This window comes from Sphaerimonospora thailandensis (assembly GCF_016863115.1).
Taxonomy (GTDB): Bacteria; Actinomycetota; Actinomycetes; order Streptosporangiales; family Streptosporangiaceae; genus Sphaerimonospora; species Sphaerimonospora cavernae.
On sequence record NZ_BOOG01000049.1, the window covers coordinates 41,107 to 56,657 of the forward strand.

The following is a 15,551-nucleotide window of genomic DNA, read 5'->3' on the forward strand; positions in this document are numbered from 1 at the left end:
CGGCACCCGTACGCCGCTGGTTCCGGGATATATGCGGGATAGCCACTGTCACATCCGTGCAGATCAGGTATGAGGAAGCGAACGGCTGCGGGACAGGCAGGCGGAACAGGCTGTTCCGGGAGTAGGTTTTGAGGCTGCGTTGGCAGAACCGCGACCTTCCCACGGAGGACCTCGATCAAGTCTTGATGACCAGGCCGGGATCCTCTACCTGCTCCTGGCCGACCTGCCAGAGGTGCCGACAACGCCTCAACTGCGTGGGGGGAAGAGCGGTTCCTGCTGGGCGCGGCGGTATCGGACGTTCGGGCTGCGATGGCTGCCACCGACGGTCTCGATGACGTTCTCTTCACGCAGGACGCGAAGCCATCTGCGGACGATCTGGTCTCCGAGACCGGTGCGTGAGGACAGTTCGGCGCGGGAGAGCGTTTCGTGGCCCAGCGCGGCGAGGATCGTCTGCCGGCGGTCGGCGCGCTGCGGGTGCGGTGTGGATCGATATTCCGCCAGACGATAGCGGGTCCACCGGCCGGTTCCTTCCGGAAGGATCAGTTCGCGGGAGACCAGATCCCGGAGCTCGAATGTCGCGACGCGTGAGTCGACACCGGTGTGCTCGCGATAGGACCTGTTGTCCATCGGCTCGTCTTCGCCTTGCCACAGGAGGGCGAGGAAGAGCCCTTGGCTGTCGGTGAGGCCGGTCTGTTCGAGCCCGGCTATCCACGCGATCGTCTCTGCACTGAGCAGTGTGTGGTTGGGGAAGGTCACCGAGAACCGAGAGATCTTGTCCTCGAAACGGGGCGGGCTCATCCCGGCGCTGCGCAGGGCGTCGAGCATCGCACGGATGCCGGAGCCGCGGTTCTCGCACACAGTTCGGGTCTCGCCGGGGACCGGCACGTCCTCCAGGAGTCTCATCAGGGTCGCGTTGCGTGCGGAGGAGACGCCTTCCTCGCCCAGATCGTCGACTGTGAGCGCGCCGTACAGGCCTCCGGGATTCCGGATGACTAGCCGGTCGGGGTACATCTCGATCTGGACCTGTCCGCCTCGCGCCGCTGAGGACAGGTCTCGATGCACCAAGGCGTTGACGAGTGCCTCGCGCAGCGCCGTCTCGGGATACTCCCAGACGTCTTGACGGCCGAGTCCCACGATTACGGCGCGCCGAGACATGTTCCGCCGGATCGTGTTGAGCGCGTCACGGACCATTACCGGAATCGGTCCCTCAAGCGCGATGTTGTCCAGAAAGCGTTCACCTGAGGGCAAGGGAGCGCCGGTGATGGTGGGATAGGAGACGAATGTGATCATGAGCTGGGGAAAGTGTTCCTGGGGATAGCTTCCAAGGGCCAGCAGCCCGCCGAGTGAGACGGCGTCGCCACCATCCGGCGCACGGACGATCACCTTGGCGCGCCTGAGGACACTGTCTCGATCAAATCCCTGAAACGCGTAAGGGCGCGTGACGCGCAGTCGGGCGACCAACGCTTCGACACCCGCTGCGTCGAGGCATTCGAGGCCCACGCCCGGCACGGGTTCCTCATCCTCCCTGGGCTGTCCACGCGATGACAGCATGAGTTGTACCTCGTAGGTGGTCAGCCGCCGGTCTCCATCGCTCACCCGGATGAAGCTGCCCTTGCTGATCCCTGCGCCTTTGTAGAAGCAGGGTCTCTGTGTGGGAAGGGCTTCGGGGATCTCCGCGATGAGAACATGGCGGCCCTCGAACTCATGGATGCCGATCTCTGCCCGTACCGGCGGTTCCATCTCCTCCGCGCACATCGCGCCGAGATCGGCCGCGAGCTTTGCGGGATCCGCCAATCCCGTGGCCTTGAATCCGCGCCCCTCTTCGAGTCCGAGGATGATCACCCCGCCGTGCCCGTTGGCGAACGCGGACAGTGTCTCTCGCAATGACTTCGGCAGCCCGCCCTCTGCCTTCTTGACCTCGACGTCGCTGATGTCCGCACCCAGCGTCCGAAGGTTCTGGACGATCTCCCCAAGATCGGTAGTCAGCACCACGAACCCCCGAGCTTGCTCGCCGACATGTTTGTAAACATGCTAACGAACAAGTTGTCTGACGAACGGGTTTCGTCGAGATGACTGATCGGGGGGCGGCGCTCACAAGGGTCACTGGGCTTGCCTCTTGGGTGATCACCACTCCGTGCCTCCCCGGCCACCTCTGCGCGGGCCTCAACGACGAGGCGGCTCACCGTTCACGGAATATCGACGAAATGATCTTGAAGCTCTGTTCCCTCAAGTCACGGCGAGGACCGAGGCAACGGGGAAGCGGTCGATCGCCGCACACACCATCTCCGGAACTGCCTCCACCGGCGACACCCCGCCGAGCACGCTCAGTCGGCCTGCCACGTGCTATAGCGTAATCACTACCTGTGCTATTTAGTAACCGCGACGCGTGCTAGATTGGTGTTAGATGTTGTGTTAAATCGTCAGCGCTCCGGAGGATCCGGTGAATGCCTACGTACCGCGCCTCCTTGATCTGGAGCTGAGCGAGGTCTTGGCCGCCCACCCCGCCGTCCTGGTCGTCGGACCCAGGGCCTGCGGTAAGACGACCACGACCCGCCGCCTGTGCCGTTCCGTTCTGCGCCTGGACGTCCCCGCCCAGGCCGCCGTCGTTCGGGCCGATCCCGATGCCGCACTCCGCGGCCTGGACGAGCCGATCCTGATCGACGAGTGGCAACTGGTCCCCGACATTCTCGGCGCGGTCAAACGGGCAGTGGACGACGATCCCCGCCCAGGGCGGTTCGTCCTGACCGGATCCTCGCAAGCCGACCTCACCACCACGGGTTGGCCCGCGACCGGCCGGATCGTCAGGCTGACCATGCACCCACTCGTCGGCCGGGAGCGACACGGCGACCCGGCGGCGACATCCCTGATCGATCGGATCATCACTGACGGTGTGGATGCCTTCGGCAGCCCTCCGTCCGGCTGGGACCTTCATCAATACGTGACCGAGGCGCTCACGAGCGGCTGGCCAGAGGCCCTCCGGGCGCCCAGCGAACGTGCTCGCGACCGGTGGCTGACCGGGTACATCGATCACCTCGTAACCAGGGAAGCGCCGTCCCTCGGCGTGGCCAGGGACCCGGTCCGGATGCGCAGATACCTCCAGGCGATAGCCGCCAACACCGCCGGGGTGCCGACCCACAAAATGCTGTACGACGCCGCCGGCATCAGCAGAATCGCCGCCGCAGGCTACGACGACCTGCTGGACACCCTGATGATCACCCAGCGGGTCCCCGCTTGGGCCGGCAACCGCATGGACAGGGCGGTCCGGCTACCCAAGCGATACCTCATCGATCCAGGGCTCCTGGGCCCGCTCCTACGCATCGACCAACGTCGCGCGCTCCGCGACGGGGATCTTCTTGGGCGACTCCTCGACACCCTCGTCGCCGCCCAACTTCGAGCCGAATGTGCCATCAGCATTGTCGGCGCCGACCTGTTCCACCTGCGCGACGCCAACGGCCGACACGAGATCGACCTACTCATCGAGGCCAGAGATGGCCAGGTCATAGCGGTTGAGGTGAAGGCGACCTCGGCTCCGTCGCGCACGGACGCGCGCCACCTTGAGTGGCTGCATGAACGGCTTGGCTCGACGCTCGCCGCGGGGCTCCTCGTTCACACCGGCCCGCGGGCCTTCCACCTCGCCGATCGGATCGTCGCCGTCCCGGTTACCGGCCTCTGGTCGCCGCCGGCCCCATGACCCAGCCGACCACCCAGCAAGCGAGCGCCGTTACGCAGAACGGGACACCCGGGCAGCGCCTACGCCAGCCACCTCGGCGCGGGCCCTACCTCCTTCGCACCTCCCCTGGCCACCTTGGCGCGGGGTTCAACGACGAGACGGCCAGAGGAAACCGCAGGCGCGAGCGCCGTAGGTTTGCGTCGCGCCTGGCCGGGGCGCCGCCGCGTGCCGGAAGTCGTACGGGCGAGTCGCCGGCGGGGACGCGACCAGTTCGACAGCGAAGGTTAGCCGCCGTGCCGCCTGGTGTTGTCTATGTCGTGGTCCGCCGGGTGCCGGCGGAGGCCATGCCGAGCCAGGTGTGGGGGTTTCCTTCCCAGCACCAGCCGAGTTTGGGGGCGTTCTGGCTGATCCAGATGGCGGGGACCCGACGGTCGCCGGAGCGGGAGCCACCGAGGGAGAAGCATTTGTTCTTGACCAGGATCTGGGGGAAGTGGGTGATCAGGGCGATGCCTTCCTCGATGGTGAGCGGGGTGCGTCCTCTGGCGGTGATGGTGTTCATGGCGTCGCTCGGGACGGCGCCGCAGAACTCCTCGCCGCGCTCGATATCGAACAGCAGGTAGACGTGCTGGTTGGGGAGCGCGACAGCAGGGGTGGCGACGAATCGCTCGAGGGCGCCGGGCTCGAAGGAGTGATCGACGAATCCGGGTTTGCGTTTTCCGTGCAGGGTGGTGCGCGGCATGGTCTGCTCGATCGCGGCGACCTGGCGGGTGAGCACGAGCAGGAACGGCACGCGGCCAGTCTCCGGATCGCACGTCGTGTGCCCGTAGCGGGTGGCGAGCTCGCGTAGCGGGGTGAGCATCGCCTCGAACCGCGCGGAGTCGAGTCCGGCCATGGCCGGGTAGCCGAGGTCGATCAGGGTACGGACCTGCCGGTCGAACTCGGCGCCCGGCTCGAAGGGGGTCGACTCGAAGGGGGTCGGCTGGATCATGAAATCCTCTCGACGTCAGAAGAAGGGGGCTGCACTGGAGCGATGCGGCCCAGCGCGCCGATTTCCAGCGCCGTCCACAGGGCACCGTCCGGGCCGAGGGTGATGCCGTGCGGTTCGCAACCGGGTGTGGGCAGGCGGTGTACCGCGATGGTGCCGTCGGCGGTGATGGAGCCGACGCGGCCCGTGCCCCATTCGGTGAACCAGGCAGTGCCGGCGGTGTCGGTGGTGATGGCGTGCGGCCGGGCGGCCCGGTCGGGCAGGGGAAACTCGGTGACCTGGCCATCGGGGGTGATCCGCCCGATCTGGCCGGCGGCGATCTCCACGAACCAGAGGGCGCCGTCTTGGCCCGCTGCGATCCCCACCGGCGCTGCGGCCTCGGTCGGCAACGGGTAGAGGGTGATCATGCCGTCCGTGCCGATCCGTCCAAGGGCGCCTGCCTGGTTCAGGGTGAACCACAGCCCGCCGTCGGCTCCCGCGACGATGGCGGAGGGGAACGCGCCGGCGACCGGGAGCTGGAACTCGGTGACCCGGCCATCGGGGGTGATCCGCCCGATGCGGTCGGCGGCGGTCTCGGTGAACCACAGCGCGCCGTCCGGCCCCGGGGCGATGCCGTACGGCCCGCAGCCGGGGGTGGGCAACGCGAACTCGTCGATGACGCCGCCGGTGGTGATCCTCCCGATCCGGTGCGCCTGGTATTCGGTGAACCACAGCGCGCCGTCTGGGCCGGGGACGATGATCGTCGGCCCGCAGCCGGGGTCGAGTTCGTAGCTCGTCGGCTCGGCCCCGGGGACCAGACGGCCGATCCGGCCGCTGTGGACCATGGTGAACCACAGTGCGCCGTCCGGTCCCGTGGTGATCGCGTACGGCCCGGCGTCGCGGTCGGCCACGGCGTACTCTTCGGTGGTCACGTGGGTCAAAGGCTCTTCTCCAGTCGGTGTTCGGCGGCGATGCGGGCGATGTCGGCCGGGGTGCCGGCCATGATGGTGCGGGCGTGCTCGGTCACCAGCTCGGTGGGCCAGTCCCACCAGGCGGCCCGTAGCAGTCGTTCGATGTCGGCGTCGTCGAAACGGCGGCGGATGGGCTTGGCCGGGTTTCCGCCGACGATGGTGTACGGCGGGACGTCGGCGGTGACCACGGCGCCGGTCGCGATGATGGCGCCGTCACCGATGGTCACCCCGGGCATGACCGTGGCCTGGTAGCCGAACCAGACATCGTTGCCGATCACGGTGTCGCCGCGGCTGGGCATGCCGGTGACGATGTCGAGGGTGCGTTCGGTCCACTCGCCGCCGAACATGGTGAACGGGAAGGTGGACACGCCCATCGTCGGGTGGTCGGCGCCGGCCATCAGGAAGCGCGTGCCGGAGGCGATGGCGCAGTACTTGCCGATGATCAGCTTCTCCCGCCCGTAGGCGTACAGCACGTTGCGGTGCTCGAAGCCGGTCGCGCCGTCGGGGTCGTCGAAGTAGGTGTACTCACCCACCTCGATGTTCGGGGAGCTGACCAGCGGTTTGAGGAAGACCACCCGCTCGTGGGCGGGCAGCGGGTGCACGGTCATCGGGTCGGGAATCAAAGGGGGAATCCTTTCGGAGAAGAGTCAGGCGAGGAGGTCGGCCAGGACGCGGGCGCGAGCGGGCTCGCGCAGCTTGTGCATGCCTTTGGCTTCGATCTGGCGGATGCGTTCCCGGGTCACCCCGAAGGTCCGGCCGATCTCGTCCAGGGTTCGGGGCGTGTCGTCGGCCAGGCCGTACCGCTGGGTGAGGACGGCCGACTCCCGCTCAGGCAGCGTCGCCAGCACCGCCTCCAGGTCGCGGCGGAGCGTGGAATCGGCGACCTCGGTGGCGGGGTCCGGTGCGTCGTCGGCGAGAAGGTCGCCCAGCTTGGCGCCGTCCTCACCGATCGGGGTGTGCAGCGAGACCGGCTCGCGGCCGTGCCGCAGCAACTGCTCGACCTTCTCTGGCGTCAGATCGAGCTCGGCCGCCAGCTCCTCGGCGGTGGCCTCGCGGCCCAGCTCCCGCAGCATCGCGCGACGGGCCCGGTTGACCCGGTTGAGGTCCTCGACCACGTGCATGGGGAGGCGGATCGTCCGGCTCTGGTCGGCCAGCGCGCGGCCGATCGCCTGCTTGATCCACCAGGTGGCGTACGTGGAGAATTTCAGGCCGCGCCGGTGGTCGAACTTCTCCACCGCGCGCATCATCCCGATGGTGCCCTCCTGGATAAGGTCCAGCAGCGGCAGCCCGCCGCCGGCTGCGGCGTACCGCCGGGCGATCGAGACGACCAGCCGCAGGTTGGCCTCGACCATGTGGTCCCTGGCATGGCGGCCGTCGGCGGCCAGCCGTTCCAGCTCGCGCCGCTCGGACGACCCGTCGCACCCGGCGGCGAGACGCTCCCCGGCGAGCCTGCCGGCCTCGATACACCGGCCCAGCTCCACTTCCTGCTCGGCGGTGAGCAGCGGGGTGCGCCCGATCTGATTGAGGTAGTCCTTCACCGGGTCGATGTCGACGACTCCCTTCGGGTGGCGAGCGGGGCGGGCGGGGAGAGCGGCAGCGCTCAACGGCATGTCCTTCCGTGGTCGCGTCAGCGCGGGTTGGCTGACACGACCTAAATTTAGAATCAACCTAGTAATATGTCAACACCAAATTTAGGCTGATTCGAGGTAAGGTGGGTGGGTGAGCACGCAGAAGATGGGACTCAGAGAGCTGAAGAAGCAGCAGACCAGGGAGAACATCTCCCACCAGGCCACGCGGCTCTTCCTGGAACACGGCTTCGACAAGGTGACGATCGCCGATGTGGCGGAGGCCGCGCAGGTGGCCAAGATGACGGTCACGAACTACTTCCCCCGCAAGGAGGACCTGGTCTTCGATCTGGGCGAGGAGTTCGTGCAGTCTCTGGCCCGGACCGTCCGCCGAAGGGCGCCCGGCGAATCCGTCCTGGCCTCGCTCCGCCGCGCCTACCTGGCCGCGGTCGCCGAGCACGACCCGGTCATCGGCTTCTCCGGCCCCGCGTTCGCCCGGATGATCGACGCCAGCCCGGCCCTGACCGCCCGGCTACGGGAATTCCACGACGAGCGCGAGAAGGCCCTGGCCGACGCGCTCGCCACGGAGACCGGCGCCGGGCCCGACGACATCCTGCCCCGGGTGGCCGCCGCCCAGCTCGGCGGCGTCCACCGGCTGCTGTTCGATGAGACACTCCGCCGTACCATCGCGGGGCAGGGCGACCCGGAGATCGCGGCGGTTCTCACCCGCTACATCGACGCCGCTTTCGGCCTCCTGGAGCCCTCTCTCGGCGGCTATGCCGTCCGCCCCACCGGATGACCGCCAGGGCCCGGAGAGCACGATGACCGAGCCGGCGGCGACCGGGCGTTCCATGGCGACTGCTGTACTCGACGTTCCCCGGCACGAGCTGCTGCGACCGGCTGGCCGAACGCAATCGTCCCCGCGAGACGCCACCGTGCTGACCGTGTCACCCGGGCGTTGGAGGGCTTCTGTGCCCGGTTCGACGGTGAGGACGAAGGAGCCCAGTCTCCACTGATGGTTCTTCCGGCGAAATATCCCCATAGGTATTTATGGCCGCAAAAACTGCACACAACATATGTCGTGAACGAAAAGTGACCCCGACTGGAGGGTGTCCGTACAGTCGCTCGGGCATTCTGTATCGGAAACTGCTGATGGAAGACCAGACCGGACCCTGTCGGCGACCGGAGAGTACGTGGCAACCCTGAAATACAACAGGCGCGACGCCGAAAAGCAGCGCCGCCTTGAGCGCGGCAACGCCTGGATCGCCGCGGCCGCTTCCATCGGCGCCGCGACCCTCACTCTGGCCGGCACGATGGCGGGCCTGTATTTCAGCTCTCACGGAGTCACCAAAGGCCTCACACCGGACATGGAGATATCTCAGGCCGCCGAAAAGACTCAGTGGGCCACTGTGACGGTCACGCCCGCCACAACGGCCACCGCCGCCATCCCGCCCGAGCCGTCCCCGGAGCCGGCCCCGACGCCGTCCCCGGAGTGGAGTGAGCCGAAGACGCCCTCGGTCTACCTGGCAGACCTGACCTATGGATGGAGTGAACTCGCTGGATACTCCAGCCGCGGCGCCTACGCCATCAACGGGAAGACCTACGGCCGCAGCATCGGCCTCGCACTCGGCGCCGTGGGCCAGACCCAATGGACCGAATATATGATAGACGGCAGCTATCGGACGCTTGAGGCGACCCTGGGAGTGAACGACAAGGACGAAGTCGACTCGATAGCAGAGTTCGAGATATACGGCGACGGGAGGCTTCTACTCAGGAGGAGAGTCGAATACGCGAAACCGGTGCGGATAAGGGTCGACATTCGGGATATTATGAAACTCGAACTCGCCGTCACGCGAATAGCGCCGATTGGCCTGTATTACGACAGATGGACAGGCGGTGCCGTGTTCGGTGACGCGTCGCTCACGCAATAGGACAGCCCTCAGTTGGCGCTGATGGAGGCACCCGCAGTGCGATCAGGGCTACGTCGTCCTCCCCGGTCACGGGCATGCCGGCGAGCAGTCCGTCACAGAACCGGCCCAGGGGCTCACAGGCGAGCGTCTCGGCATACCGCCGCAACCGGTCCAGTCCCCGATCGAGATTCTCTTCCCTGTGCTCGATGAGGCCGTCGGTGTAGAGCAGCAACGTGCTACCCGGTGGCAATGGTTCGACGGCGCTGGTCCACGGCAGGTCCTGTAACAACAGGCCGAGGAGGAGATTGTCCGCCTCCAGCAGGAAGTGGCCGGCACCGTCGTGTGTGACCAGCAACGGCGGCGGATGCCCGGCCACCGCGTAGGTCAGCCGCCACCCGCCGTCCGCACCCTCTTCGAGGCGCCCCAGCACGCAGGTCACGGTGGTCGTCTCACTGTTCAAGGTCTCGAGGGCGGTGTCCAGGCGGTGCAGGATCTCCCCCGGGGGTTCGTTGCGGTCGACGGCCAGCGCCCGGACCATGTTCCGCACCTGGCTCATCCAGATAGCGGCGGCCAGGTCGTGCCCGGCCACGTCTCCGATGGCCACCTCCACGGCACCACCGGGCAGCACGAACGCGTCGTACCAGTCCCCGCCGATCTCCGCGGCGGCCGGGCTCGCCTGGTAGCGGGCGGCGAGCTCCAGTCCGGGGACGTGCGGCGGTTCGGCGAGCAGGCTGTGCTGCAGGGCCAGCGCCACCCGCTGGGTGCGCCGGAACCGCAGAGCCTTGCCGAGGGCGTCGTGCGTGTGGTCGAGGATCTGCCCCATCAGATCGGCGTCGGCCGGATCGATCGGCGGCCGGTTCCCGCAGGTGGCGGCGACCACCACGGCCGCCACCTCGCCATGGGCGACGACCGGAATGATCGCCAGGCTGTGCGCCTTGGCCTCGATCATCCACTCCCCGGCCCTGGCGTCGGAGCCAGGTGGGGGATGTCCCGGGGGGAAGGACAGGTAGCCGGGCCGGCGTTGCCGTACCGCGCGCATGAACTCACCGTCGGCGGGGTGGTGCGCCTTCTGGCGGCGCGGCAGTCCCGGCAGTCCAGGGCGCGCGGCGATGGCGATGCGCTCGGTGACGAGCACATCCGAGAGGCCGCCGGCGAGCTCGGGGAGCAGGTGGATGTGGCAGGCGTCGGCGAGCTCCAGGACGATCACATCGGCCAGCGCCTGGCACATCTCCTCCAGATCCGTGATGTCCGCCACAGCGACGGCGGCGCGGTCGAGAAGCTTGCGGCGCCGCTCCTCCTGCCACTCCTGCTCGATGTCGGTCGCGGCGCCCACCCACTCGACGACGGCGCCTTCCTTGCACACGGGCACGGCCCGCATCCGGAAATGCCGGTAGGTGCCGTCGAGGACGCGAACGCGGAAGACCAGCTCCAACAGCGCGGGCACCTCTTCGGCGGCCCAAACCCAGGTGCTCAGGGTCGGCGCGCGATCCTCGGGGTGGACCGCCTGCAGCCATCCATAACCGCGATACTCCTCCCGTGTCTGCCCGGTCAACCTCCTCCAGTCCGGGCTCACCTCTCTGAACCTGCCGTTGGGATCGCTCGCCCACACGGTGTGCGCGTTGACCCACAGCAGGCTCTGGTAGCGGCGCAGGAGACGGCGCTGCTCCCGTGCCAGGGTGCGCATCCGCCTGGTGGCGACGAACTGTTCCGTGACCTCCACGATCATCTGCAGCACTCCGCTCGCACCGCCGGGGAGAGGGATCTTCGAGAGGCTGTAGTGAAAGAAGCGCTCCTGCGATCCGCCCGAGGGAGCGGCCACCCTCGCGGAGGCATGCTCTCGCCGTACGGCCTCACCGGTTTCCAGGACCCGATCGAACGACAGAAGGGAGTCCTGCTGCAGGAGATTGCTGAACGCCTCGCGGACCGGCATCCCGATGAGCCGGTCGCCGAACATCGCCCGCATGGCGTCGTTCAGGTACACCAGGCGGTGGTCCTTTCCGGTGGTGACCAGCACCCCGACCGGCGCCGGGTCGAACACCTCCAGCGGAAGGCCGTTCATTTCTTCCCCGTGGGTAACGCCATTACCACATTCCTCCGTCGCACCATGGCATCGGCGACGAATGCAATCCCCCAACAAGCCCCAAATAGGAAATATATGTGCAAATCGCCGAAGTCGCACGCGTCGGTGGAACAGCTTCTCCACATATGGGGCTCTCCGCGCCCCGCTGACTCCGAGAGGTCGCACGCCCCGACGTTGTCGTAGGCCATCGGTACGCTGCCTGCGAGGAGATGGTAATGGTGCGGATTACTCGGGCGCAGTCGCTCACCCTGCGGATGGCCGGCCTGCTGTTGCGCGACCGGCATCACGACATGGACCGGCCGGCCGACGTGGCCGGGGTGGTGACCTGGCTCGGCGCGATGCAGGCGCAGGACCTGGCCAGCGGCCTGTGGTCGTTCGGCGTACGCCTGCCGGGATACACCGTCAGCGACGTGACCGCCGCGCTGGAGCGGCGCGAGGCGCTGCGCACCTGGCCGATGCGCGGCACCATTCACTTCGTTCCGCCGCGGGACGCCCACTGGATGCTCGACCTGATGGGCTCGCGGGCACTGGCGGGTGCGGCGAAGCGTCGCGAGTTCCTTGGGCTGAGTGAGGAGGTCGCCGAACGAGCGGTGGAGGTGCTGGGCGCGGCACTGGCCGGCGGTGGCCGGCTGACCCGGTCACAATGCGTCACCGTGCTCACCGACAAGGGCATCGAAGCCGACGGCCAGCGCGGCTACCACCTGCTGTGGTACGCCAGCCAGCGCGGCGTGCTGTGCATCGCCCCGAACATCGGCAACGAGCAGAGCTTCGTGCTGCTCGACGAGTGGGTCCCCGACCCGCACCGGCCCGACCGCGACGAGGCACTGGCCACCATCGCACTGCGATACTTCCGCGGCCACGGGCCGACCACGAGGCAGGATTTCGCCGGCTGGACCGGGCTGACCATGGCCGACGCCAAGCGCGGCATCGCGGCGGCAGGCGACCGACTGGCCGGTGTGACCGTCGACGGCGTCGAGATGTACCTGGAACCGGCGCTGCTCGACGCCGCACCATCCGCGGTGGACGGCCGCGAGGTCCTCGTGCTGCCGGGGTTCGACGAGTACCTGCTGGGCTACAAGGACCGTACGCTCATGCTCGCCGACGAGCACAAACCGGCCATCATTCCCGGCAACAACGGCATATTCCAGGCGACAGTGGTATGCGACGGCCGGGTCGTCGGCACCTGGAAGCGGTCACTTACCAAGACCAAGGTGCAGATCACAGTCCAACCGCTCGTGCCGCTGGGCAAGGCCGAGCGGGCGAAAATCGGGCAGGCGTTCGAAGAGTACGCGCGCTTCGTGGACCGTACGCCCGAGGTGCGCCTACCGTAAGCCGCCATCCGGCCGGCCTCCGGGATCGGTCACGCCTGTGCTCGTTGGCACACCCAGCCCTCGGGAATCCGGCCTGACGCGATGAAACGCTGGAGGTGATCGGTCGCTTCGGGCGTCAGCACCGCGTCAGCCTGCGGGTAGATGATCGGCTCCTCTTTGGAGTTGTGCTGCTCCAGCCGCCCGAGCAGCTCAGCGCACAACCCCCGCAACGGGACCGCCGCGACGCCCTTGCCCATCTCGGCGTCCAGCCGGTCCATCGTCTGCCAGATCTCACCGTGCTCGCGCAACATGACGAAGACCGGCGCCATCATGCCCGCCTCCCGCAACGGCGGGAACAGGAACTCCTCTTCGAGGTAGATGTGGCGGCGCAGCCCCTCCATCGCGCGCTTCAGCGGCGCGGTGTCCTCTCCGCCCTCCGCCAGACCTTCGATGAAGGTTTCGATTCCCTCGTCGATCTCGCGATGTTCCCGCTCCAGCGCCGACGACAGTGTCCCGCTCTCCACGCGATCTCCTTCGGCTACCGGTGTCCCCGATGCTCCTCGGCTGTCCAGGCTCGACTTTCACCCACCCTACTGGTTTTTACAACAAGATTTGGATAAAAACGCGCACAAGAGAGCCGAAGAGCGCGCCGACCGTCCGTCGATCAGCGATCGCGCCGGCGCCGGGCCTTGCCGCTCACTCCGCCGAACAGCGCCAGGCCCTTCACGACGACCACCGGCGCCGACGGGTCGACGTCCGGGCTGCCGTGCACGTCGAAGCCGCCGAAGACGCCGACACCATGGCAGCGCACCTCCACCCCCTCAGGCAGGATGATCTCGGCCCCGCCGAAGATCGCATTGACCGTGATCTCGATCTCTTTCGCCTCGAATTCGGCGTCGGTCAGGTCGAATCGCATGCCGCCGAAGAGGGCCAGCGCCCTGGTCTTCCGTCGTACCCGCCAGCGGCCCCTGCGATCGGCCCCGCCGAAGATGGCGACGATGTTCTCGGGCTCGGAACTCGCACCCGGCGCGTAGGAAACCGGGCTCGCCGCCGGGCGGGGCCGGTCGACCTGCAGGTCATGGGTGAGGACCTCGAGCTCCCCCACGGTCTTGGCCTGGTAGAGGCTGTCCAGGCGCTCGGAGTACTCCTCGTGGCTCAGCTGACCGGTGCTCAGGGCTTCACCCAGCAGGGCGGCGATCTGCTCCCTGTTGCTGTCCGAGGCGCGCAGGTGCGACATCTGGGAGTCCCTGCGTGAAGGGGGATTTTCCATGCTGGCCACGATAGTTCTCATTCGCCTCGACGGGGAGACCAGCAAGGTGACGCCGCTTACGACACCATTCCCCCGACCTGCCGGGCGGGAGCAGGGCGGACGCGGCCCCATGTTCGTGTGGGGTTCCGCCCGTCGCGGCGTGCCGCCCCAGGTCAACGTCATCGGGACGCTGATGTTCGTCATGACCGTCGTCGTCGTGCTCGTCGGTCAGATGGTGGCGCGCCGCCGCGACCGCTGGATCCTGGGGATGCGATAGACGGATACGTGGGAACGCGACTCGGCGGTGAACTCGGCGCCGGTCCAGTCCGCGTGTCTGCTCTCCAGCTCGAACCCGGCCAGCTGGGCCATGAGGTCGAGCTCGGACGGCCAGATGTAGCGGTGCGGAGTGCGGAACAGCCGAGCCTGGCCGCTCTCGTCGAACGTGAAATGGTGCGACACGACCTGTTGGCGCAGCACGTCGTAGGTGTCCAGACCGATGTAGCCGGGCTCCGAAGACCAGACCGCGGCCTGCTGACCCGGCGGAAGCTTGCGCAGCTCGGGCACCCAGAGCTCGATCACGAACCGGCCGCCCGGGGTGAGATGGCGAGCCGCGTTGCGGAAGCAGGCGACCTGCTCGGCCTGGGTGAGCAGGTTGGCGATCGTGTTGTAGACGAGGAAGACGAGTGCGTACTTCCCCGGGGCGGCGGCGGTCGCCATGTCGCCGACGATCACTGGGATCGTCGCTTCGTCCGCCTTCGTCCGCAGTCGGTCGATCATCGGCGGTGACAGCTCGATGCCGGTGACCGGCACCCCTCGCTCGGCGAGCGGGACCGCCACGCGGCCGGTCCCGATGGCGAACTCGAGAGCTCGCCCGTCGCCCGCGAGCTCGGCGAGGCGGTCCACGGCCGGCCCCAACACATCGGGCGCGAACATGCCGGTGCCCGGCGTGTCATAACGCCGAGCGGCGTCGACGTTCCAGATCTCCTCCTGACGCATGCCGCCAACGATCGCCGCGGGCCGTACGGACCGTCCACCGATTTTCCGACAGCTCAAGCTCCAACTCGTCGGTCATACGCCGTCCTCCGTCCACAGCGCGTTCGCCTCGGCATAGGTGAGCACCCCGCGGGAGAAACCGAACGTGCCGTGCTCCGCGAGCTCCCGCCCCGCGGCGAGAGTGGCGCTGAGCGCAGCCCGCGCCAGCGCCGACCCAAGGCTGATGCGCCGGGCACCGGCGGCGGCGAGCTCGGCCACGGTCACCCCGGGCGAGCTGCCCGCGAGCACGTTGACCGGCCGGCCGACCGCCGCGCAGACGGCCCTGACCGCGTGTCCTCGGTATGCGTCACTTCCGCTCGATTCCGTCATATCCAGGATCGCCCGGACGGCCGACGAGACCCATCGACCATGGCCAGAGAAATGTTCGGCGCAGGCCGGATAAGAGGCATCAGGCAGCGGGGCGCACCTCCACGTCGCCGATCCCGGCGCGCACGTGGAGTTCGATGGTGGGCGCGTCGGACGTCCCGGTCACCTCGGGCTCGAGCACCCGGTCGAATCGGACGCCCGTACCGTCCTCGACCCTGTGGCCGATCTTCACCTCGCCCAGCCGGGCGTACCCGTGCACCTCCACCCGCGCGGTCGCCGGCACGATCACCGTGAGCTGCCCGACCGACACCGACGCGTTGAACCTGACCCGGGCGCCGGGCCCGAGAGCGAGGTCGCTCAGGTCGAGCCGGCCCTCGCCCACGCTCACCGCGTAGTCCCCGATCTGGACCGCGCCGACGGGGTGCCAGACGAAGCGGCCCGTTTTCTTGGGGATGCCGTTCATCGTCGATCGC

The 15,551-nt window shown here is 67.9% G+C and carries 16 protein-coding genes; 5 read left to right on the forward strand and 11 right to left on the reverse strand.

Annotated elements, in window-relative coordinates; translation table 11 throughout:
- Window positions 1–246: 246 nt before the first annotated feature.
- Window positions 247–1,992, reverse strand: coding sequence for an ATP-binding protein (locus Mth01_RS22970; RefSeq protein WP_239089923.1), 1,746 nt, complete (start codon window positions 1,990–1,992; stop codon window positions 247–249).
- A 448-nt stretch (window positions 1,993–2,440) separates the two neighbouring features.
- Here Mth01_RS22970 and Mth01_RS22975 point away from each other — a divergent pair, with 448 nt between their 5' ends.
- On the forward strand, window positions 2,441–3,691 hold the full coding sequence (locus Mth01_RS22975) for an ATP-binding protein (RefSeq protein ID WP_204017996.1): 1,251 nt from the start codon (window positions 2,441–2,443) through the stop codon (window positions 3,689–3,691).
- A 289-nt stretch (window positions 3,692–3,980) separates the two neighbouring features.
- Here the strand turns inward: Mth01_RS22975 and Mth01_RS22980 are convergent, their stop codons facing one another.
- From Mth01_RS22980 to Mth01_RS22995, 4 genes are read right to left on the reverse strand one after another with little or no spacing between them, the layout of a single operon-like run.
- Complete coding sequence (locus tag Mth01_RS22980) at window positions 3,981–4,658, reverse strand: DUF5701 family protein (RefSeq protein WP_204017997.1); 678 nt, start codon at window positions 4,656–4,658, stop codon at window positions 3,981–3,983.
- Window positions 4,655–5,566: a Vgb family protein gene (locus Mth01_RS22985; RefSeq protein WP_204017998.1), complete on the reverse strand. Its 912-nt coding sequence runs from the start codon at window positions 5,564–5,566 to the stop codon at window positions 4,655–4,657. Before Mth01_RS22985 ends, Mth01_RS22980 begins: the two co-directional genes overlap by 4 nt.
- 5 nt (window positions 5,567–5,571) lie before the next feature.
- Window positions 5,572–6,213 (reverse strand): CatB-related O-acetyltransferase, encoded by a 642-nt coding sequence (locus Mth01_RS22990; protein ID WP_204018013.1) that lies wholly within the window; start codon window positions 6,211–6,213, stop codon window positions 5,572–5,574.
- A gap of 39 nt (window positions 6,214–6,252) precedes the next feature.
- The gene (locus Mth01_RS22995; RefSeq protein ID WP_308440835.1) at window positions 6,253–7,209 is read right to left on the reverse strand and encodes a sigma-70 family RNA polymerase sigma factor; all 957 of its coding nucleotides are present in this window, start codon (window positions 7,207–7,209) and stop codon (window positions 6,253–6,255) included.
- Between the two features lie 115 nt (window positions 7,210–7,324).
- Here Mth01_RS22995 and Mth01_RS23000 point away from each other — a divergent pair, with 115 nt between their 5' ends.
- Both Mth01_RS23000 and Mth01_RS23005 read left to right on the forward strand, forming a co-directional pair.
- Entirely contained in the window at window positions 7,325–7,969 is a 645-nt protein-coding gene (locus tag Mth01_RS23000; RefSeq protein WP_204018000.1) for a TetR family transcriptional regulator, read from the forward strand.
- 394 nt (window positions 7,970–8,363) lie between these two features.
- A complete protein-coding gene (locus Mth01_RS23005) occupies window positions 8,364–9,101 on the forward strand; it encodes an NPCBM/NEW2 domain-containing protein (protein WP_204018001.1) in 738 nt (245 codons plus the stop codon).
- On the opposite strand, the gene Mth01_RS23010 is transcribed toward Mth01_RS23005, so the two are convergent.
- The gene (locus tag Mth01_RS23010) at window positions 9,091–11,139 is read right to left on the reverse strand and encodes a SpoIIE family protein phosphatase (protein WP_204018002.1); all 2,049 of its coding nucleotides are present in this window, start codon (window positions 11,137–11,139) and stop codon (window positions 9,091–9,093) included. The two genes, Mth01_RS23005 and Mth01_RS23010, sit on opposite strands and share 11 nt — an antisense overlap.
- Window positions 11,140–11,375: 236 nt before the next feature.
- Between Mth01_RS23010 and Mth01_RS23015 the strand changes: the two genes are divergently transcribed.
- A complete protein-coding gene (locus Mth01_RS23015) occupies window positions 11,376–12,491 on the forward strand; it encodes a winged helix DNA-binding domain-containing protein (RefSeq protein ID WP_239089925.1) in 1,116 nt (371 codons plus the stop codon).
- Window positions 12,492–12,520: 29 nt separating this feature from the next.
- Here the strand turns inward: Mth01_RS23015 and Mth01_RS23020 are convergent, their stop codons facing one another.
- On the reverse strand, window positions 12,521–12,994 hold the full coding sequence (locus Mth01_RS23020) for a hemerythrin domain-containing protein (protein ID WP_204018003.1): 474 nt from the start codon (window positions 12,992–12,994) through the stop codon (window positions 12,521–12,523).
- 140 nt (window positions 12,995–13,134) lie between these two features.
- Window positions 13,135–13,740, reverse strand: a complete 606-nt coding sequence (locus Mth01_RS23025) for a DUF1707 SHOCT-like domain-containing protein (protein WP_204018004.1) — start codon at window positions 13,738–13,740, stop codon at window positions 13,135–13,137.
- On the opposite strand from Mth01_RS23025, the gene Mth01_RS23030 reads away from it, so the two are divergent.
- Complete coding sequence (locus Mth01_RS23030; RefSeq protein ID WP_204018015.1) at window positions 13,739–13,996, forward strand: hypothetical protein; 258 nt, start codon at window positions 13,739–13,741, stop codon at window positions 13,994–13,996. The two genes, Mth01_RS23025 and Mth01_RS23030, sit on opposite strands and share 2 nt — an antisense overlap.
- Here Mth01_RS23030 and Mth01_RS23035 read toward each other — a convergent pair.
- From Mth01_RS23035 to Mth01_RS23045, 3 genes are all read right to left on the reverse strand, one after another.
- Window positions 13,948–14,715 carry a class I SAM-dependent methyltransferase gene (locus tag Mth01_RS23035; RefSeq protein WP_204018005.1) on the reverse strand — a complete coding sequence of 256 codons (768 nt, stop codon included), beginning with the start codon at window positions 14,713–14,715 and terminating at the stop codon, window positions 13,948–13,950. The two genes, Mth01_RS23030 and Mth01_RS23035, sit on opposite strands and share 49 nt — an antisense overlap.
- 72 nt (window positions 14,716–14,787) lie before the next feature.
- A complete protein-coding gene (locus Mth01_RS23040) occupies window positions 14,788–15,081 on the reverse strand; it encodes an isocitrate lyase/phosphoenolpyruvate mutase family protein (protein ID WP_204018006.1) in 294 nt (97 codons plus the stop codon).
- Window positions 15,082–15,160: 79 nt separating this feature from the next.
- Window positions 15,161–15,551 (reverse strand): LiaF domain-containing protein (locus Mth01_RS23045; protein WP_239089926.1); only part of this gene is annotated, 391 nt, incomplete at its 5' end.

Coding starts and splice junctions, on each gene's coding strand:
- Mth01_RS23035 (WP_204018005.1), bottom strand. CDS start 14,715: ATGCGTCAGGAGGAGATCTGGAACGTCGACGCCGCTCGGCGTTATGAC.
- Mth01_RS23040 (WP_204018006.1), bottom strand. CDS start 15,081: ATGACGGAATCGAGCGGAAGTGACGCATACCGAGGACACGCGGTCAGG.
- Mth01_RS22980 (WP_204017997.1), bottom strand. CDS start 4,658: ATGATCCAGCCGACCCCCTTCGAGTCGACCCCCTTCGAGCCGGGCGCC.
- Mth01_RS22990 (WP_204018013.1), bottom strand. CDS start 6,213: ATGACCGTGCACCCGCTGCCCGCCCACGAGCGGGTGGTCTTCCTCAAA.
- Mth01_RS23030 (WP_204018015.1), top strand. CDS start 13,739: ATGCTGGCCACGATAGTTCTCATTCGCCTCGACGGGGAGACCAGCAAG.
- Mth01_RS23010 (WP_204018002.1), bottom strand. CDS start 11,139: ATGAACGGCCTTCCGCTGGAGGTGTTCGACCCGGCGCCGGTCGGGGTG.
- Mth01_RS23015 (WP_239089925.1), top strand. CDS start 11,376: ATGGTGCGGATTACTCGGGCGCAGTCGCTCACCCTGCGGATGGCCGGC.
- Mth01_RS23025 (WP_204018004.1), bottom strand. CDS start 13,740: ATGGAAAATCCCCCTTCACGCAGGGACTCCCAGATGTCGCACCTGCGC.